This window comes from Caballeronia sp. LZ033 (assembly GCF_031451265.1).
Taxonomy (GTDB): domain Bacteria; phylum Pseudomonadota; class Gammaproteobacteria; order Burkholderiales; family Burkholderiaceae; genus Caballeronia.
On sequence record NZ_JARUXQ010000008.1, the window covers coordinates 32,801 to 51,344 of the forward strand.

Sequence of the window (18,544 nt, forward strand, 5' to 3'; positions counted from 1 at the left end):
CGAATCAGATGAATGGAAGATGACGCTCGCTCGACTTGCTCGCGATCAGCCAACGCTCGCCATCGAAGACCAGCGTGTCGATGCAGCGCCGCACTGCCGAGGGTGTCATCGGCGGTGTGTCGCTTGCGTCCGTGCGTTGCGCTTCGAAGGCCATCAGGAAGAAGCTCACTTCGGCATGGGTACGATCCACCCGCGCCACCAGCGGATTGCAGACAGCATGGAACGTTCTCCGGGTCTCGGGACGCGCAGCGAGCGCCCGGGCGATGCTTTCGCGGCCGCGCAGTGCTTCGCCGTTCCGATGCCACACGCCATCCGGCGCGAACAACGACACCGCCAGCTCGTGGGTACGCTCGTCGAGACAGCGGAAGAATGCGAAGACGGTTTCCGTACACGCCTTCGACGCTGCAAGCGCTGCTTCATCCGACATGCGGCCTCCGCTCGTTGGTCACCGTATTGGCAAGCGTGCCGATGCCCGACACGTCAACTTCGAAGACATCGCCTTCCCGCAGATAGCGCGGCGGCTTCCGGGTCATGCCCACGCCTTCGGGCGTGCCGGTGGCGATGACATCGCCGGCATCGAGCGTGGTGAAGGAACTGAGGTAGGCGATCAACTGCGGCACGCTGAAGATCAGATCATCCGTTCCGGAGCGCTGTACTTCTTCGCCGTTGAGCCGGCCAGTCAGCACGAGCCTGCCTGGATCGGGCACTTCATCGGCGGTGACGATCCACGGACCCAGCGCGCCCGAACGCTCGAAGTTCTTGCCCGGCGTCGCCTGTGTGTTGTGCTGCTGGAAATCCCGCACCGAGTTCTCGGCCATGCACGTATAACCGGCTACGTATTCGAGCGCGTGCTCGACGCTCACATGCCGCGCAGGCTTGCCGATGACAACCGCCAGTTCCGCTTCGTAGTCGAAGCAGTCGGAGTTGAAGGGACGCACTACCGGCTCGCCATGTCCGACCAGCGAACTGGCGAAGCGAACGAAGATGGACGGATACTCGGGAAAGGCACGCTTCATTTCCACCAGATGCGCGCGATAGTTCAAGCCCGCGCATATGATCTTCGCATCGCGCCCGACCGGCGGCAGAAGCCTCACGGCGGAGAGCAGCACGGTCTCGCCAGCGGCGCCGGAGCGCGCCTGTGCTATGGCCTGTTCGAACGTATCGGCAGCGTCGATCGAGGTCACCTGGTCGTCATTCAGAACGCCCCACCGCTGGCGACTTGCGTGCTCAAAACGAACAATTTTCATCTCGCACTTTCCATTGAAGAATTCACTTGCGTATCGAAACCATGCGTCGTGACGCGGGGATCAACGCGGATAGCGGTACGGGCCGATCAAGGTGATCGCGAATGCGCTGACGACGCATGCAGCCGACGCGAACATCATCACGGGCGTGTAGCTTTGCAGGCGATCGAAAGCGATGCCGAAAAGAATCGGTCCGCCCAGCGTGCCGAGACAGAACAGCGAAATCATCACGCCGTACACGGAGCCGAACGAGCTCAGACCGAAGTAGCGCTTCACCAGGAACGGCATCAGATCGCCTTCCGCGCCCACGAGCATGCCGGTCAGTGCCGCGCCCGTCGCCAGCAACGCGTAGGACGGGTTGTGCGACGAGGTTGCGAGGATCAGCCCGCCGACAGCGCCCAGCAGAAACGCGCCGCAGGCCACCACGCGAGCCGGCACGATGTCCAGCAGCACGCCCGCGCCGAATCGGCCGATGGTGAGGCCGATCGCCGAGAACGCCGCGCCGGCCACGGCCTGGTTCGCCGACAAGCCTTTGTCGGTAAGCAACGCGGGAATATGCACGATGCTGCCCAATCCGACCGCCGCCACAATCGCGATGCTGATGCTGATGATCCAGAAGCGCGGCTCGGCCAGCGACTCGCGCAGCGAGTTCGACGGTCCGTGCTTGCCGCCGCGGGAGGCTGCGGGAATCGGCAGCGTCGCCTGGCGGCCGACGCGCAGCAGCAACAGCGCGGCCACACCCATGACTGCCGCGAGCACGCCAAGCACGGCATAGGCTTGCTCCCAGCCGTAGCGGGTCATCGCCCAGCGCGCGACCCAGGGCGCCGACGCCGCACCGATTCCCGCGCCGATCGATGCAACGCCGAACGCAAAGCCCGTCCGGCGCTCGAACGAACGCGCCAGGATCGGCAGGTAGCCGACCGGCGAAGTCGCGACGCCAAGCAGCCCGATCACGAAGGTCTTGAAGCCGATCAACAGCGGCGTTGCGGGGCCGACGCAGATCAGGAGGAAACTCGCCACGAACAGCGCGAGCGACCACGCGATCACGCGATAGGCGCCGTAGCGGTCCATCAGCTTGCCGGCGATCGGTGCGCCCAGCGCAAGTCCGAGCGATGCCATGGCAAGACAGGTGGACGCGACCGCACGGCCGGAGCCGAGCGATGACGCGATCGGCAGCAAAAAGACGCCCGTCGTGCCGGCGAACAGCGAGGTATAACCGCCTGCCAGTCCCAGCGACGTCGCGAGCAGCAGAATGGCGCTGCGCATGACGGAGTGCCGGGTATCACTCGAAGATGCGGCAATCGGCTCCGAAAGGGCCGTGTGCGAGCCTTCCATCGTGGTGTCTCCTGGATTTGATCTGGATTTTTTATGAATGAAATCTAGCGGATCTGCGCAGGCGTTGACACTGAAACCTGTGCATTCGCCAAGTGCACGCGCTGCATCGGGCCTAGAAGCGATGGGCGATGTCGGCGCGCACGGCGGTCTGGGCATGGGTCGCGGACGGACTCAAGCCGGAGATCGACGCGACTGCGGCATTGCCGGTCGAGTCGATTCCGCTCGCGCGCTGATAGACGGCGGTGGTGTAGACCGTGGTGCGTTTGGAGAGCGCGTAGCTGGCTCCCAGACCGAGCTGGCGATACCAGGCGCCTTCGTTCCCGCCCACCGATGCCGAGCGTGTCAGGCTCGCCATCACCCCGGCGAGCAGCGCCGCCGAGAACTGGTAGCGCAGGTTCAGTTCGACCGTGTTGATGGCCGCCGTGCCCGTGTATCCGAGCGGATTGGGCCCGGACGTCGCGACATCGCCGAGACCTGTGTAACGGACATTGGTGTAGATGACGCCGGCGGTGGCCGCCTGCCACGTGACGGATGCGCCGGCCCCGAAGAGATCGAACGCATTGGCCGATGCATAGCCCGCATACAGTGGATTGCTCTCGGGCGTCGTCGCACTGCCGAGCGAGCCGAGATTGTTTGCACCGACACCCGCACCGTTCGGATTCGCGCCATAGAAGGCGACGTTCGGATTGCGCACGGAGAGCCAGGCGGTACCGGCACGCAGCGCTCCGCCGTCGTAGGCGGCGCCGAGCGACCAGGCCGAGTTGCGCGCATTCGATCCTGCTGCGCCGCCCACGCTGTACAACGCTTCCGCCGTGATGCCGCCGATCTTCGGCATCACGTATTTGATGCTGTTGTTCAGCCGGCGCGTGCTCAACAGGTTGTCGATGTCGCCTGGATGCGTGGCCGCATAGCCGCCGAACTGCCACGCGGCGGAGAACGGTGCAACGATGTCGAGATGCGGATCATATTGCCGGCCTAGGGCGACCCGGCCTAGTCCCGACTCGATGCCCACGAAAGCCTGCCGGCCGAACTCGCTGCCGCCTTGCGCAAAGGCGCCGTTGTTCAGCGTAAAGCCGCTTTCGAGCGTGAAGAAGGCTCGCAAGCCGCCGCCCAGTTCTTCGGTGCCGCGAATGCCCCAACGACTTCCGCTCAGGCCGAACGCGCCGTCGGTCATGGCGAGCTGGTTTCCACCGCCGACCGGACGACCCTTGACTACGGCTCGCTGCGAGCCGACCGCATAACTGATGCCGACATCCAGAAGACCATACAGCGTGACGCTCGATTGTGCGTAGGCGGGAACCGCGAGCGCGCCAGGGACGAGTGCCAATAGCACGTACCTTTTCATCCAATCTCCTCCGAGTTATTTTTTATATGCTTCGCTTGAGTGGAAGCGCGTCCTTTTGCGTTTTTGTTGCAAGGCTGCAAGCGCGAACGGACGCTGCGAATCTATCGGATCACGGATGCAACCGACACTGAAACCTGCGCATGAGAGACATGCATGAGGCGAATTGGGGGTTGCTTCGGTTGGGTTTGGGGCAAGGTGCGTTCAATGCCCCTTATCGAAATCACTGCGTCCCTCCCGGGGAATTTCGCGACTTCTCTGGAGACAAGGATTTGTGGTGTCGCTGGCGTGCGGCGGTTGGTGAACCAGTTCAGCTCAGCTCTCGCTGACACCTTTCGGTGTAGCAACACTCACCAGGCGGTAGAAGCGCAGAGCGGGATGACGGGATGGCGGAAGCTGCGATGGTGCCGGGACCAGGGTCGCGCCAAAGTCTGACTAACGCTGCGAGAGACATCAAATGAATGTGTTCGTCGACCATCCGGCGGTGCTGTTCGCAGTTTTGCTCGCCCTTTTCATCGGCGCGGTGGCCTTCGGCGCGTTTGTTTTGCGACGTCTGGCCGTGTTGCCGCCCGATGACCGCGACGACTGCAACATCATTCAAACCTCCACGCTGACGCTTCTCGCGCTTCTGGTTGGATTCAGCCTGTCGATGGCGGTGAATCGCTACGACGTCCGGGAGTCCTTGGAAGAAAGCGAAGCCAACGCCATCGGCACCGAGTACGCGCGAGCTGACCTGGTCGATTCCGCCGTCGGCGCCATCACGATCCTTCCGGCGACGGTCGCGTTGTCGCTTGCACTGATCGCGGACATTGACAGCCCAAAGGGCGGTGTCATCCGCGTCGAACTGCGGGACCTCGGAAGGCTGCTGACGTCACTTGAGCCGTGATCCCCGATGCTCGATACGGCGCTGCCGGGGCCCTGGCCGTTTGGTTCCCTGCCTTACACCGTGCGTCGCTTTCCAGGTTGCACGATATGCTGAGAGCAAAGTCTCAAAGATGAAAATCAATGCAAGACCGTCAGCGGCTTGCGGGTCAGATGCCAGAGTCGGAAGAGCACAAGCCATCTTCGCAGCAGGCCAATGCGGCTCGCATCCAGCACCACGACGTCCGCGCCACGATTCGCGTGGGCCGCAATGGACTTCTCGGCCGAACCGAAGATGCGCTTCCAGGTATAGGGAACACCGGCGTCTTCCAGCACCGCACATGTGCTCGTCAAGGCATCTCGCATGAAATCCTTCTCTTGCCGACGCAGCGCCGATCGGGAGTGAAACGCGACCGCGCGGCTTTGAGCCGCATCATCGAGGATCTCGATCACTTCAACGTGAGCGACGCACTTCTCCGCAAAGAGAAACGCCGCATGACGCGCCGCTTCGAGCGCACCGGCCGGGCAAATCACGGGAATGAGCAGCTTGAGCATCTCAGTCTTCTTCAATGCGGATTGAGCAGTCTTCATTGCAGCACCACGTGCATCAAGATCGCGCAAAGCTTCAGTTCGCCGGTATAAAACTTTCGTAAAGATTCAGCCTGTACAATGGCGGAAGGGTGTCAGGCGAATTCGCGTTTGACAGGATCAGCGTCGGTCGGGCCGCCACGCTGGATCCTTGACGTCCATTTCATGCTCCAGCATTCCGCACGACAAGCCCGGCACATCGCCCGACAAGCCCTCACCGCACTCGAGCATTTCCTGCACGTCGAGGCTGCGAGCGGCATCATTCTTCTCATTGCCGCCGCTGCTGCTCTTCTTTGGGCCAACTCGCCCTTCGCTGACGCATACCATCACCTTTGGGAAGCGCCGATCGCCTTCAAGGTCGGATCGTTCGAGTTCTCCAGGCAGTTGCACTTCTGGATCAACGACGGGCTCATGACGGTGTTTTTTCTGGTCGTGGGGATCGAGATTCGCCGGGAGATGCACGAGGGATCCCTGAGCGATCTCCGGCAGGCCGTTTTGCCGCTCGCAGCGGCCGTCGGCGGGGTGATTGCGCCCGCGCTCATTTACCTCGCGGTCAACTATTCATCGGGAGAAATCCGCGGCTGGGCGGTGCCGACTGCAACGGACATCGCTTTCGCTGTCGGCGTGCTGGCGTTGCTCGGGAAATCGATTCCGGGAAACTTGCGCATCTTTCTTCTGACGCTTGCAATCGTCGATGACATCATCGCGGTATTGATCATCGCGGTCTTTTATTCTTCCGGCCTCGACTACGCCGGCTTCGGAATCGCGGCCGCCGGTGTCGTGATGGTGCTGGTCATGCAGCGCATGAGCATCGGCGCCGCGGCGGCCTATATCGTTCCCGGCTCGGTGATCTGGACGGGTCTGCTCGTGAGCGGAGCGCACCCGACGCTTGCGGGCGTCGTGCTCGGATTGATGACGCCCGTCGCGCCCACTTTCCACCGCGAGCGCGCGCTCGTCGAAATGTCGCAGGCGACTGCCAGTGTCACACAAAAGAGCACCGCCCACGAGAACGCCGACAAATTGGCCAGACCGCTGCAGATGTTACGGCTGGCGCAGCGCGAGATGCTGGCGCCCGTAGTTCGCGTGCAATGGTCGCTCCATCCGTGGGTCGCCTACGGCATCATGCCGTTGTTTGCGCTGGCCAATGCGGGCGTGAGTTTTACGGGTCTCGATCCGTCCGGCGGCCAGGCTCACTATGTGTTGGTCGGTGTGGTGGCTGCGCTTGTGCTCGGAAAACCGCTGGGCGTGTTCGTGTCGACGTGGACGCTGGTCAGGACGGGATTGTGCCGCTTGCCTGATGGTGTGGCGTGGGGCGGCGTGATGTTGGTGGCGTTGCTTGCGGGCATCGGCTTTACCATGTCCATCTTCATATCGATGCTCGCGTTCGACGATCCTGAGACGCTTTCCGTCGCCAAACTCGCAGTCCTGATCGGCTCGGTGCTCGCGGGTGTGCTCGGATTGGGATGGGGCATGATCTACGCGCGACGCCGCCCGGTCATCGGGCCGTCTGCTTAGGCGCATCTCTCATCCGCCGACGCCGGGACCTTGCGAACGAGTCGTTACGTGAAGGACTCAGCCACGCTTCGTACCTGTTTCTTGTCGTCTTCGAGGGTCATCGCGTCTTCGGCGCGTGTCAGTGCGAGCTGCGACTGATGACGCGCGGCTTCGCGAAACGCGTCATCACCCATTTCGACAAGCGCCCGACAAGTCTTCTGCAATCGAAGCTGTATCTCGACAAACCTTGAGCGTCGAGTGCGGCCATGTCCACGTACTGCACGTATCCGGTCACACCCGCGTGCAAAGGCTCGGCGCTGTCCGGAATATCCGTCGCGGGATCTTTGAGTTCTGTACCGCCAAGGAAAGGCTCACCGAGCCGTGCATCGATTGCGGCCTGTGTCGCCTGCTCGACCCTGTCGGTCGTCTCACCGACGCGAGCAAGCCCAAGCAGCGTGAGGTGATCGTCATCATGAACAGCACCGACCGTCCTTGCGGTCCGTACACGCCGACCTTCAACACGACCAGCGCGACCATGCTGAACAGGAAGGAACCGACAAAGGTCGACAATGCGTTCTGCGTGACGCTCCCCTGAATCAGGAGAAGAATTGCACGCGGGGTGACGTTATTCGTGGCCGATCCATAGGCCGACGTCATGATGCTCAGGGAGAAGGTGGTGACTCGTTGCCCTGACCCACTGTTTTCGTATGAACAGCAGCAGTATCGATTGCCAACGTGCCACGCGCGCCTCCATGCGACTTCAGAATCGAAGTGACGGCGTCAAAAGCACGTTGCGCGCCTACGTATCTCAATCTTGCCATTCAACCCGCACGCCTGTCGCATTCGCACGGCGGCATCGCCTGACGAATCGCCTTCTGCCACGCTATGCCCACGTCGATACCCAACGTCGGAGGTGCATCAGAATGGCCAAGAAATATGCGGGCGGCTGCGCATGCGGTGCAGTGAGATTCGAATTCGATACCGATCCCGGCTTCATCGCCGATTGCTACTGCCGGGACTGTCAACGGGCGAGCGGCGGCGTGATGGCCACGTTCGTCGGCGTTCCGGAAAACGACTTCACGTTGCTGAGCGGCAAGCCGAAGTCGTTTGCCTATATCGCGGACTCCGGCAAGCGAATCGACCGGAACTTCTGTCCCGATTGCGGCTCGCGCCTGTTCACGAACCACGCCGGCGCGTTTCCGGGCACGGTGTTCGTGATGCTGGGCAGCCTGGACAATGCCGAAACCATCCAGCCGATGCTCGAAATGTTCACGAAGCGCCGACACACATGGCTCAAGCATCCTGACATTCCGCAGTTCACGGACATGCCTTCATGACGCATCGGCGGCTCAGTTCACCAGCGTCTCCCGCTTCTTCTGCCGCAACGCGACACCCGGCCACAACTGGGCGCCGCCGCGTTCGTATTGCCCAGGATAGCGAATCCGGCTGACGTCGCCGAGCACTTCGGCGGCGTGCCACGGCCATCGCGGGTCGTCGATGAACGCGCGCCCGAGCGCCACGCAATCGGCCTGCTGGTTCGCGAGAATGGCCTCGGCCTGATGCGGATCGGCGATAAAGCCGACGGCCCGCGTGACCATGCCCGTGCGGCGCTTGACCTCTTCGGCGAGATGCACCTGATAGCCCGGTTCGACGGGAATGGCGGCAGGCGCCACTGCCCCCGAGGTCACGCAGACGTAATCGACGCGGATCGCTTTGAGCGCGTCGGTGAACGCGACACATTCGTCGATCGTGATGCCGCCGTCCTTCCAGTCGGTCCCGGTGATGCGAAAGCCGAGCGCGATATCGGCGCCGAGCGCGTCGCGCACAGCGGCGGCGATATCGAGCGGCAGACGCATGCGGTTCGCGAGGCTGCCGCCGTATTCGTCGTCACGCTGATTGGCCAAGGGCGAAAGAAACTGATGCAGCAGATAGCCATGCGCGGCATGAATCTCGACCACCTCGAACCCGAGACGCGCCGCCCGCTTCGCGGAATCGACGAAGCTGTCGCGCACGCGGCGGATGTCGTCCTTCGTCATCGCCTGCGGGGTGTGCCAGCCGTCGGTGAACGCAAGCGACGACGGCCCCTGCGTCTGCCACGGGTCCTCACCCTCGCCGAGCGCACCACGCCCTTCCCACGGACGTTGCGCCGAAGCCTTCCTGCCAGCGTGGCCCAGCTGGATGCCCCAGCGCACGCCCTGCCCGACGCCACGCGCCGCGGCCATCACGCGCCCCAGCGCGGCTTCGGTGACATCGCTATACAGCCCGAGACAGCCATGCGTGATGCGCCCATGCCGTTCGACGGCAGTCGCTTCGAGCATCACCAGCCCCGCACCCGAGACGGCGAGCTGCATGAGGTTCATCAGATGCCAGTCGCTGGCGCAACCGTCGTTGGCGCTGTACTGGCACATCGGGGCCACGACGATACGGTTGTCGAGTTCGACGGCACCCATGCGCAAAGGGGAAAAAAGAATACTCGTCATGCCTTGTCCAGATGATGTGGAGCGCTCCGCGAGGCGAAACGCGGAGCGTCGAAAGAAAAAACGTCAGGCCGCATTCGCCTTCGCATACGCGGCGACTTCCGCGTGCGTGGCGAACCAGACGTCCTTGGTCTTCATGTAGGTGATCAACTCGTCGAGGATCCAGATGCGCGAGCGCGCCGTGATGATGTGCGGATGCATCGTCAGCTGGAACAGGCCGCCGCTCTCGTACGCGTGGTCGAACTCGCGGCGGAAAATCTCGAAGACATCGGTAGGCGGCGTATACGGGCGCAGCGACTGGAAGCGATGCATGCTGAAGTACACGGCATCGTCGCGAATCCATTCCACCGGCAGTTCCACCACGCCCGTCGCCTCGCCTTCGAGCATCAGCTCGTAACAGTCTTCGTCCGCCATCAGCGACGAATCGTAGAGCAGGCCCATTTCCTTCGCGATGCGCAGCGTATGCGGGCTGAAGTCCCACGAAGGCGTGCGCAATCCGACCGGCCGCACGCCCGTGATCTTCTCCAGCGCGTCCGACGAGCGCAGCATCAGATCGCGCTCGTCCTCGTAGGACAGCACCGAGTTGAGTTCGTGAATCCAGCCATGAATGCCGATCTCATGTCCTTCGGCGATCACGCGGCGCTGTTCGTCTTCATGCAGCATGGCCGCGACCGCCGGCACATAGAAGCTCGCCTTGACGCCGTGCCGTTCCAGCAGTTCAAGCAGTCGCGGCATGCCGACGCGCGCGCCGTATTGCCCCCAGCTCATCCGGCTGATGGACTTGCCGCCGTCGCGCAGTTCGTTGGTCTCGTGATCGCTGTCGAACGACAGGGCCACCGCGCAACGTGCGCCGTCCGGCCAGTGCGCGGGCCGCAGACTGCGCCCCGCGCGCGTGTGATTCACCTTCGCGCGCCAGGTTTCTTCCGGCCATTGCCAGGGTTCGAGGGTCTGCTTCGAAAGATCGTTTGTCATCCTGGTTTCCTTTGGTTCAGATTGGGACCGGCTTTATCGGCCGCCATCGACGGACAGAATCTGCCCGTTGACGAAGCCCGACAGCTCCGACGCGAAGAACAGCACCGCGCGCGTGATGTCCTCGGGCGTGCCGAAGCGCCGCAGCGCAATGCCGTCGAGCAGGCTGCGCTGGCGCGCTTCGCCCATCGCGGCCCATTGCTTTTCGGTGGCGTCGTTGGTGCGCACGAAGCCGGGCGCGACCGAGTTCACGCGAATCCCGTGCGGTCCGAGTTCGTGCGCGAGTTGCCGCGTGAGGCCGAGCACCGCGTGCTTCGCGGAGCAGTACGCCTGCACGCCAGTGAGCGAAGCCTGCAAGGCCGCGCCGGAACTGATGTTGATGATCGCGCCGCGTCCCGCGCGCTTCATGCCGGGCGCGGCCGCGCGGCTCAGCGAGAAGGTCGTGCCGAGGTTGATCTCGATCACGCGGTCCCATTGTTCGTCGGTGACTTCATCGACTGGACGCGGCGCCTGTCCGGCCACGCCGCCCGCGTTGTTGACGAGCACGTCGAGCGCACGGCCGCTGTGTTCCTCGATCCCGCGAACCCATGCCGCAGCCGCCGCGCGATCCGTCAGATCGACAACCTTCGTTTCGATGCGCGGCGCCGCGAGCGTCGCGAGTTCGTCGGCGCGAATATCGCAGGCATAGACGTGTGCGCCGAGTTCCGCGAACGTCGTGGCGATCACGCGCCCAAAACCGATGGCCGCACCGCTGACGGCCACCACCTGCCCTTCGAAGGAAATGTTCATGTCTCGAGTAATTCGTTGAGGTTGCGGTCGGACAGCGTGCGTTCACCGTCCTCGATCTCGTGGATCATGTCGCACAAGGCATTCAGCTTCACGCAGTCGATGCCGTGCGTGCGGCCCGTCTCCACCACCGGCTTGATCTGCATGTCCACTTCCGTACGGCGCTTGCGCACCGCGAGATCGCGCCATACGCCGGAATGCGTCTTGGCGTTCGGCCGGTTGAACGCCACCATCGCCGCGACGCTCGCGCGGGCCGCGGCTTCGTCGGACTGCGGCGTGAACGCGGCCGGATCGAAGCCATTGAAGCCGCGCGCGTTCACGCCTTCCGCCTGCGCCACCTGCAGGACTTCGGTCGCCATCTCGCGCCACAGCGGCAGCAGTTCGGGACGCTCGAGACAATCGGCGATGCCCAGTTGACCAACCGCCTGCGCGAACAGCAGCGAGCCATAGGCCAGCTTGCCCCACAGGTAGGAGAAGATTTCGTTGGTGAGGACGGCGTCGGGTTCGAATTGCTGCATGAGTCCGTGCAGCGCCTGGATACGCTCGGTCGAGGCGCCATCGATTTCCCCGACCACCACCGCCGCCCGGTTGCCGTAGTGAATCTCGCCCGGCTTGATCCAGTCCGCGCCGAAGTTGACGAATGCGCCGACCGTCCGCTCGCGGCCCACGACCTGCGCGATCACGTGCTCGCACAGTCCGTTCTGCAGCGACAGCACATAGCCGTCCTTCGTCAGATGCGGCCACAGTGCTTCACACGCCTCACGTGTATGGTGCGCTTTCACGGCGAGGAAGATGCGGTCCCACTGCCCGTCGATTTCACCCGGAAGGCAAGCTGGCGCGCTTACCGTAAATCGATCTACCGGACCGGTGATCGACAAGCCACGCGCCGGATCGCGGATCGCTTCCACGTGCTCGCGGTCGATGTCCACGAAGGTGATGTCGTGACCCGCGCGCACGAGATACGCGCCGATCGTTCCGCCGATGGCGCCCGCGCCCCAGATCAGAATGCGTTGTTTCATTGAAGGTTTGCCCGTTGGTTTAGCGAAGCCGCTCACGTGCGGTTTCGCGGAAAGTCGAGATGACGATGCCGGAGACGATCGCCGCCGCCGTCAGATAGAAAGCCGGTGCGATGGGCGAGCCGGTCACGCCGATGAGCCAGGTCGAGATGAACGGTGCGAAGCCGCCGAAGATCGCGGTCGAGAGGCTGTAGCCGATCGACATCAGCGTGGTGCGGCCGTAGGTCGGGAACAGCTCGCACAGCGCCGACGGACCCGCGCCCGAGAAGGCCGCGATGAACAGGTTGAAGAAGATCTGGATGGCCAGGATTGCGCCGAAGCTCGCGCCGCCGAGCACCACGCGGAACAGCACGTACGAGAACAGCAGGAAGCCCACGCAGCAGCCGATGAGCAGCGGCTTGCGGCCGATGCGGTCCGACAGCGCGCCGAAGAACGGCGTGGCCGCGACCAGCACGGCGAGCGCGATCGAATTCGACATCAGCGCCTGCGTCGTGCTGAGGCCGGCGTACTTGCCGAGGAAGGTCGGCATGTAGCTGAGCATCACGTAGTACGATACGGTCCAGATGATGGTGAAGCCGAACGCCTTCGACATCATGCCGAGCGCAGCCGACTTGCTGGTGCGTTCGACCTGCTCCAGGTTCTCCTGCACCTGCGTGAACGCGGGCGTCTCGACGATGTTGCGGCGCATGTAGAGACCGATCGGCAGCAGGATGCCACCGAACAGGAACGGCAGGCGCCAGGCCCAGGCATCGAGTTGATCGGCGGTAAAGGACGCGCTGACGATGGTCGCGACCACGCTGCTCGCCAGCGACGACGCCGCAATCGACGCCTGGCCCATGCCGCCATAGAAGCCGCGTTTGCCCGGTGGCGCGGATTCGACGATGAACGACGTGGCGCTGCCCCATTCGCCGCCCGCCGCGAGGCCCTGAACGAGCCGCAGGAACACGAGCAGCGCGGGGGCGAGTGCGCCCGCCGTCGCATACGTCGGCAACAGGCCGATGCCCGCCGTGCCGACCGCCATGCCGAAGATGGTGATGAGCAGCGCGGCGCGCCGGCCGTGCACGTCGGCGATGCGGCCGATGATCGCGCCGCCCACCGGCCGCGCCAGGAAGCCGACGCCGAAGGCGGCGAAGCTCGCCAGCAGGCCGCCGTACTTGTCGCCCTGGAAGAAGTTGCGCGCGAGCGTCGCGGCGAGGAACGCGTACACGATGAAGTCGTAGTACTCGAGCACGTTGCCGATCATGGCGGCCATGAGTTGCTGGCGTGTCGAGTGTGCTTGCGGCGCGTCTGTCGTCAGGGGCGGGACGGCAGCTTGCGTATCAGCCTGATTGAGCATACAGGAACCCTAAGTTTTCGATGTGGAGATGCCGGAATCCCGGCATGCGATGTTGGTCAAGCGACTCTTAAGCGGATTCGCGCGGCGAAGGCGAAGTCGACGGCGCCGCCGGCGTCAATGCGCCGAACGGCGGGGGCAAGCGGTCGATGCAGGCGCGCATCGCCGCGAGGATCTTGTCGCGCTTCGCCGGATAACGGCTGGCGACGCAGCCCACGTCCAGCGCCGCGATGGGCACGCCGCCGGCATCGCAGATCGGCATCGCGATGCCGACGCCATCCAGCGCGAACTCTTCCTCGACGATGGCAACGCCCTCGATGGCCGCCTGATCGATCTTTTCGTTGATGCGCGCGAGGTCGGACAGCGCGTACGGCGTGCGCTGCTCCAGCGGCCAGAGCGCGAGCAGTGCGTCGCGCTTCTCGCGCGGCAGGCAAGCGAGCATCGCGCGGCCCATCGCGCCGCAATAGGCGGGATACGACTTGTCGATTTCGAGGTCGTAGCGCACCACGGTCTGCGCGAGTGATTTGGCGACAGTTCTGAACTGTCCGTCGTCCGTAAACACGCTCAGCACGACCGTCTCGCCCACTTCCACGCACAGATCGTCCATCGCCGGTTTGGCGATGGCGGTCAGGCGCGCGCCGAGGTCGCCGTTCCAGCCGAAGCCGCCGCTGCGAAACGCCGGATTCAGCCGATAGAGGTTGTGATCGTCGCGTTCAAGGTAGCCGCGCGAGAGCAGCGTGCGCAGCAGCGCCAGCGTGCTGCTCTTGGGCATCGCGAAGATCGTGGAGACGGTGGTCAGCGCCACGCCCTCTTCCGTCGATGCGAAATATTCGAGCAGGTCGAGGACCCGTGCGGCTGACCGGACTGCGTCGTTCATATATACGAACTCGATTCATTAGTGTGAATCGATTGTTCACGGCCAAAACAGATCGAGCAAGCAAGGGAAAACCCTTAGGCAACAAAGCTTGAATGACCGACGAGCACGTCAGGTCCGAAACCTGCACCAAGGCAGTCACACGAACACCCGTTTCGATCAGAGCGTTCGTCAAGGCAGCGAAAGGCCGGCTACGGCGCGCGTGTCTTCTCTTACGGGAGCTGAGCCCTCGCGCGCGTGCGCAGGAAAAGAGCGCAGCCGTCCGGATGAGCGCAAGATCGTTTCGGCAAGCGATCTCGCGCAGATCGCATGCGGGCCGCCCCGATCCTCTGAACCCGACTGGAGATCCTCACATGAGCACCCTCGCCGACCGCCGCGCTCCCGCCGCTGCCCAATCCAAACGCTACGGTCTCTTCGTCTGCTTCATGGCCGCGCTTGCCGGCCTGCTGTTCGGCCTGGATATCGGCGTGATCTCCGGCGCGCTGCCTTTCATCGCGAAACAGTTCGTCCTCAACGATCGTTCGCAGGAATGGATCGTCAGCTCGATGATGGTCGGCGCAGCCCTCGGCGCGCTCGCGGCAGGCTGGCTCTCGTGGCGTCTCGGACGCCGCTATGCACTGGTGCTCGCGGCGATCCTCTTCATCATCGGCTCGCTGTGGTCCGCATTCGCGAGCGGACCGGCTCACCTGATCGGCGCGCGTCTGGTGCTCGGGCTGGCGGTGGGCATGGCGTCGTTCACCGCGCCGCTGTATCTGTCCGAAGTCGCGCCGAGGCAATGGCGCGGCGCCATGATCTCGACCTATCAGTTGATGATCACTGTCGGCATCCTGGCGGCGTTCCTGTCCAACATCGGGCTCTCCTATATCGCCGACTGGCGCTGGATGCTGGGTGTCATCGCAATTCCGGCGGCGTTCTTTCTGGCAGGCGTGCTCGCGCTTCCCGACAGTCCGCGCTGGCTGCTGCAACGCGATCGCGGCGACGAAGCCCGCGCCGTGCTGCAACGCCTGTATGCGAATCCCGCCGACGTGCAGAGCGAGCTTGAACAGGTCAGCGACGACAACAAGCAACCGCAACGCGGCTGGAGCCTGCTGCGCAGCAATCCCAACTTCCGCCGTTCGGTGGCGCTGGGCGTCGTGCTGCAGATCTTCCAGCAACTGACCGGCATCAACGTCGTGATGTACTACGCCCCGCGCATCTTCCAGCTGGCCGGCTTCGCAACGCATGAGCAGCAATTGTGGGCGACTGTGATCGTCGGCCTCGTGAACGTGATTGCGACCTTCGGCGCGATTGCCTTCGTCGATCGCTGGGGACGCAAGCCGATTCTCTATGCCGGCTGCGCGGTGATGGCGTTCGGCATGTGCGCGCTCGGCTTCCTGCTGCATGCAGGCGTATCGGGCACGGCGGCGCAGGGAATGGCGGTCGTGTCGCTGCTGCTGTTCATCGCGGGCTTCGCGATGTCGGCCGGGCCGCTTGTGTGGATCCTGTGCTCGGAGATTCAGCCGCAACAGGGACGCGACTTCGGCGTCGCCGCTTCCACGCTGGTCAACTGGGTAGCGAACATGGTGGTCGCGGCCACGTTCCTGAGCCTGCTTTCGACGATCGGCGAAGCGAACACCTTCGTGCTGTACGCGTTCCTGAACGCGCTGTTCGCGGTCATCGTGTTCTTCTATGTGCCGGAGACGCGTGGTGTATCGCTGGAAAAGCTGGGCAATGACCTGATGGCCGGCAAGCGCCTGCGCGATCTCGGCGCGGCCGACTGAGCCGCTATAGCGCCTGCGCTTCCGGCCACGCGTTCTCGAACACGCATTCGTCGAAGGAGCGGCGCGCGGCCCATCGTTCGGTTTCGAGCATCGGAGCATCGTAGTAGCGTTCCACGTGCCCCACGCAGAGGATGGCGACCGGCCGCGCGCCCGCCGGCATGTTCAGTAAGGCGCCGACGGCAGCGGGATCGAACAGCGATACCCAGCCCATGCCGAGCCCTTCGGCGCGGGCCGCGAGCCACATGTTCTGTATCGCGCACGCCACCGACGCCAGGTCCATCTCCGGCAGCGTGCGACGGCCGAACACATGCTGTTCGCGGCCGTCCATCAGCGCCATCACGAGCACTTCCGCGCACTCGCGCAGACCTTCCACCTTGAGACGCATGAACGCGTCGCGACGTTCGGCGAGAGCGTCGGCGGTGAGCAGGCGCTCGCGTTCGACGGCATCGCATAACTGCGCGCGCAACGTTTCCGACGTGATCCGCACGATGCGCCATGGCTGCATGAAGCCGACGCTCGGCGCATGCAGCGCCGCCTCGATGAGCCGCCGCATGACCTGCGGATCGACCGGATCGCTGACGAAATGGCGCATGTCGCGACGCTCGTGAATGGCGCGGTAGACGGCGTCGCGATCCATGTCGCTGAAAGCTTTGTTCATGTCGGCGTAAGGTGCGGCGAGGGTGGGATCCGGGCACGCGATGATATCGCCTGCGCGATCCGATCGCGCATTCCCGTGCCACCCATCCCGGATTACCTAGGTAATTGACACGTATCGACCTAGGTAATTTGAGCGCCTACTCTCGTTTTCATCCCTCCGATGCACACCGACACGTGAAAAGCGAGATGAACATGTCAGCTCAACCAGGTCAGGAAGTCGACACCCGTACGCTGCGGCGCGTCATTGCGGCCGCCTCCATCGGCAATTTCGTCGAATGGTTCGACTTCGCCGCATACGGCTTTCTCGCGACGATCCTCACGCGCGAGTTCTTTCCCAGCGGCGATCCCACCGTCGGTCTCCTGAAAACCTTCGCGGTGTTCGCGGTGGCCTTCGCGTTCCGTCCGCTCGGCGGGCTGTTCTTCGGCGTCGTCGGCGACCGGGTGGGACGCAAGCGCACCCTCGCCTTCACCATCCTGCTGATGGCCGGCTCGACCACGCTGATCGGCCTGCTGCCGACCTACGCGAGCATCGGTTACTGGGCGCCGCTGCTGCTCACGATCATTCGCTGCGTGCAGGGCTTCTCGGCTGGCGGCGAATATGCGGGCGCCTGTGCCTATGTGATGGAACATGCGCCGCGCCGCCGGCGCGCGTTCTTCGGCAGCTTCGTGCCGGTCTCGACGTTCTCGTCGTTTGCCTGCGCCGCTGTCGTCGCCTATGCGATGGAATCGTGGCTGTCCTCGGCCGCGATGGTCGACTGGGGCTGGCGCGTGCCGTTCCTGATCGCCGCGCCGATCGGTCTCATCGGCGTCTATCTGCGCGTCAACCTGAACGAAACGCCCGCCTTCAAGGCGCTCGAAGGCAAGCATGAAGTCGCGCATGCGCCGCTCGCGGAAACCCTGCGCTCGCAGTCCTGGAACATCCTGAAGCTGGGCGCGTTCGTCTCGGTGACGGCGCTGTCGTTCTACACCTTCACCACCTACTTCGCGACCTATCTCCAGGTGGCCGGACATCTGTCACGCGGCACCTCGCTGCTCGTGACCGTGCTCGCCCTCTTCTTCGCCGCCGCGTTGTGTCCGCTGGCAGGCCTGTTCTCGGATGCCGTGGGCCGCCGCGTGACCATCGGCAGCACCTGCGTGTTCATCATCGCGTCGGTCTATCCGGCCTTCACGCTGGGCGGTTCGGGCAATCTGTCGCAATCCCTGTTCGGCGTCGCGCTGCTGGCCGTGGGCGCGGTGCTGTCGGGCGTCGTGACGGCGCCGCTGCTGTCGGAGGTCTTCGCGACCAAGACCCGCTACACGGCATCCGCGATCACCTACAACCTCGCCTACACGATCTTCGGCGGCACTGCGCCGCTGGTCGCCACCTGGCTGATCTCCGTCACCGGCACGAACCTGTCGCCGGCTTACTATCTGATCGCCGTGTCGATTCTCGCGATGATCGGCGGCCTCTCGTTGCGCGAGACCTCGAAGACGGCGCTCGAAGAAGCCGGCTTCGCGAACACGAACGCAGGCGGCACCGCAACCGCCGACGCGTTCTCCCGTACCCACTGAAGCGACTTCAACGGATCACGACCATGAGTGCATTGCACGATTCGAGCATCATCATCGACGGCCTGAACATCTCGAAGTTCGAGCGCTCCGTGTTCGAGGACATGCGCAAAGGCAACGTCACCGCCGTGAATTGCACCGTCTCGGTGTGGGAAGACTTCCAGAAGACCATCGACAACATCGCGGAGATGAAGCAGCAGATCCGCGAGTACAGCGAGATCCTGACGCTCGTGCGCACGACCGACGACATCCTGCGCGCG

Annotated in this window: 19 protein-coding genes; 6 read left to right on the top strand and 13 right to left on the bottom strand. The window is 63.8% G+C overall.

Annotation, left to right across the window (positions count from 1 at the left end; translation table 11 throughout):
* Window positions 1-4 precede the first annotated feature (4 nt).
* The 4 genes from QCE62_RS34320 to QCE62_RS34335 form a co-directional block, all read right to left on the bottom strand.
* Window positions 5-427, bottom strand: a complete 423-nt coding sequence (locus QCE62_RS34320) for a nuclear transport factor 2 family protein (RefSeq protein WP_309927784.1) — start codon at window positions 425-427, stop codon at window positions 5-7.
* Window positions 417-1,247, bottom strand: coding sequence for a fumarylacetoacetate hydrolase family protein (locus QCE62_RS34325; RefSeq protein ID WP_309927786.1), 831 nt, complete (start codon window positions 1,245-1,247; stop codon window positions 417-419). Before QCE62_RS34325 ends, QCE62_RS34320 begins: the two co-directional genes overlap by 11 nt.
* A gap of 60 nt (window positions 1,248-1,307) precedes the next feature.
* Window positions 1,308-2,510 carry an MFS transporter gene (locus tag QCE62_RS34330; protein WP_309927788.1) on the bottom strand — a complete coding sequence of 401 codons (1,203 nt, stop codon included), beginning with the start codon at window positions 2,508-2,510 and terminating at the stop codon, window positions 1,308-1,310.
* Between the two features lie 181 nt (window positions 2,511-2,691).
* Window positions 2,692-3,924, bottom strand: coding sequence for a porin (locus QCE62_RS34335; protein WP_309927790.1), 1,233 nt, complete (start codon window positions 3,922-3,924; stop codon window positions 2,692-2,694).
* 454 nt (window positions 3,925-4,378) lie between these two features.
* On the opposite strand from QCE62_RS34335, the gene QCE62_RS34340 reads away from it, so the two are divergent.
* On the top strand, window positions 4,379-4,807 hold the full coding sequence (locus tag QCE62_RS34340) for a hypothetical protein (protein ID WP_309927791.1): 429 nt from the start codon (window positions 4,379-4,381) through the stop codon (window positions 4,805-4,807).
* A gap of 116 nt (window positions 4,808-4,923) precedes the next feature.
* Here the strand turns inward: QCE62_RS34340 and QCE62_RS34345 are convergent, their stop codons facing one another.
* Window positions 4,924-5,337 (bottom strand): universal stress protein, encoded by a 414-nt coding sequence (locus QCE62_RS34345; RefSeq protein WP_309927792.1) that lies wholly within the window; start codon window positions 5,335-5,337, stop codon window positions 4,924-4,926.
* Between the two features lie 198 nt (window positions 5,338-5,535).
* Between QCE62_RS34345 and nhaA the strand changes: the two genes are divergently transcribed.
* Entirely contained in the window at window positions 5,536-6,885 is a 1,350-nt protein-coding gene (gene nhaA, locus QCE62_RS34350; protein WP_309927793.1) for a Na+/H+ antiporter NhaA, read from the top strand.
* Between the two features lie 270 nt (window positions 6,886-7,155).
* Here nhaA and QCE62_RS35345 read toward each other — a convergent pair whose 3' ends face one another.
* Window positions 7,156-7,521, bottom strand: coding sequence for a DUF2254 family protein (locus QCE62_RS35345; protein WP_404987401.1), 366 nt, complete (start codon window positions 7,519-7,521; stop codon window positions 7,156-7,158).
* A gap of 266 nt (window positions 7,522-7,787) precedes the next feature.
* Here QCE62_RS35345 and QCE62_RS34360 point away from each other — a divergent pair, with 266 nt between their 5' ends.
* Window positions 7,788-8,201, top strand: a complete 414-nt coding sequence (locus QCE62_RS34360) for a GFA family protein (protein WP_309927797.1) — start codon at window positions 7,788-7,790, stop codon at window positions 8,199-8,201.
* 12 nt (window positions 8,202-8,213) lie between these two features.
* On the opposite strand, the gene QCE62_RS34365 is transcribed toward QCE62_RS34360, so the two are convergent.
* The 6 genes from QCE62_RS34365 to QCE62_RS34390 form a co-directional block, all read right to left on the bottom strand.
* Complete coding sequence (locus QCE62_RS34365; protein ID WP_309927798.1) at window positions 8,214-9,344, bottom strand: NADH:flavin oxidoreductase/NADH oxidase; 1,131 nt, start codon at window positions 9,342-9,344, stop codon at window positions 8,214-8,216.
* A gap of 63 nt (window positions 9,345-9,407) precedes the next feature.
* On the bottom strand, window positions 9,408-10,313 hold the full coding sequence (locus QCE62_RS34370; protein ID WP_309927801.1) for a polysaccharide deacetylase: 906 nt from the start codon (window positions 10,311-10,313) through the stop codon (window positions 9,408-9,410).
* Between the two features lie 33 nt (window positions 10,314-10,346).
* Window positions 10,347-11,099, bottom strand: a complete 753-nt coding sequence (locus QCE62_RS34375) for an SDR family NAD(P)-dependent oxidoreductase (protein ID WP_309927803.1) — start codon at window positions 11,097-11,099, stop codon at window positions 10,347-10,349.
* Complete coding sequence (locus QCE62_RS34380; RefSeq protein ID WP_309927805.1) at window positions 11,096-12,115, bottom strand: 2-dehydropantoate 2-reductase; 1,020 nt, start codon at window positions 12,113-12,115, stop codon at window positions 11,096-11,098. Before QCE62_RS34380 ends, QCE62_RS34375 begins: the two co-directional genes overlap by 4 nt.
* 19 nt (window positions 12,116-12,134) lie before the next feature.
* Entirely contained in the window at window positions 12,135-13,364 is a 1,230-nt protein-coding gene (locus tag QCE62_RS34385; protein WP_309927807.1) for an MFS transporter, read from the bottom strand.
* Window positions 13,365-13,515: 151 nt separating this feature from the next.
* Window positions 13,516-14,322, bottom strand: a complete 807-nt coding sequence (locus QCE62_RS34390) for an IclR family transcriptional regulator (protein WP_309927809.1) — start codon at window positions 14,320-14,322, stop codon at window positions 13,516-13,518.
* A 350-nt stretch (window positions 14,323-14,672) separates the two neighbouring features.
* Between QCE62_RS34390 and QCE62_RS34395 the strand changes: the two genes are divergently transcribed.
* Window positions 14,673-16,079 carry a sugar porter family MFS transporter gene (locus QCE62_RS34395; RefSeq protein ID WP_309927810.1) on the top strand — a complete coding sequence of 469 codons (1,407 nt, stop codon included), beginning with the start codon at window positions 14,673-14,675 and terminating at the stop codon, window positions 16,077-16,079.
* A 4-nt stretch (window positions 16,080-16,083) separates the two neighbouring features.
* Here QCE62_RS34395 and bluB read toward each other — a convergent pair whose 3' ends face one another.
* Window positions 16,084-16,737: a 5,6-dimethylbenzimidazole synthase gene (gene bluB, locus QCE62_RS34400; RefSeq protein ID WP_309927812.1), complete on the bottom strand. Its 654-nt coding sequence runs from the start codon at window positions 16,735-16,737 to the stop codon at window positions 16,084-16,086.
* 191 nt (window positions 16,738-16,928) lie between these two features.
* Here bluB and QCE62_RS34405 point away from each other — a divergent pair, with 191 nt between their 5' ends.
* Together QCE62_RS34405 and QCE62_RS34410 are read left to right on the top strand one after the other, a co-directional pair.
* Window positions 16,929-18,287 carry an MFS transporter gene (locus QCE62_RS34405; protein WP_309927813.1) on the top strand — a complete coding sequence of 453 codons (1,359 nt, stop codon included), beginning with the start codon at window positions 16,929-16,931 and terminating at the stop codon, window positions 18,285-18,287.
* 23 nt (window positions 18,288-18,310) lie between these two features.
* Window positions 18,311-18,544: membrane dipeptidase (locus QCE62_RS34410; protein WP_309927815.1), on the top strand; the 234-nt coding region annotated here is incomplete at its 3' end.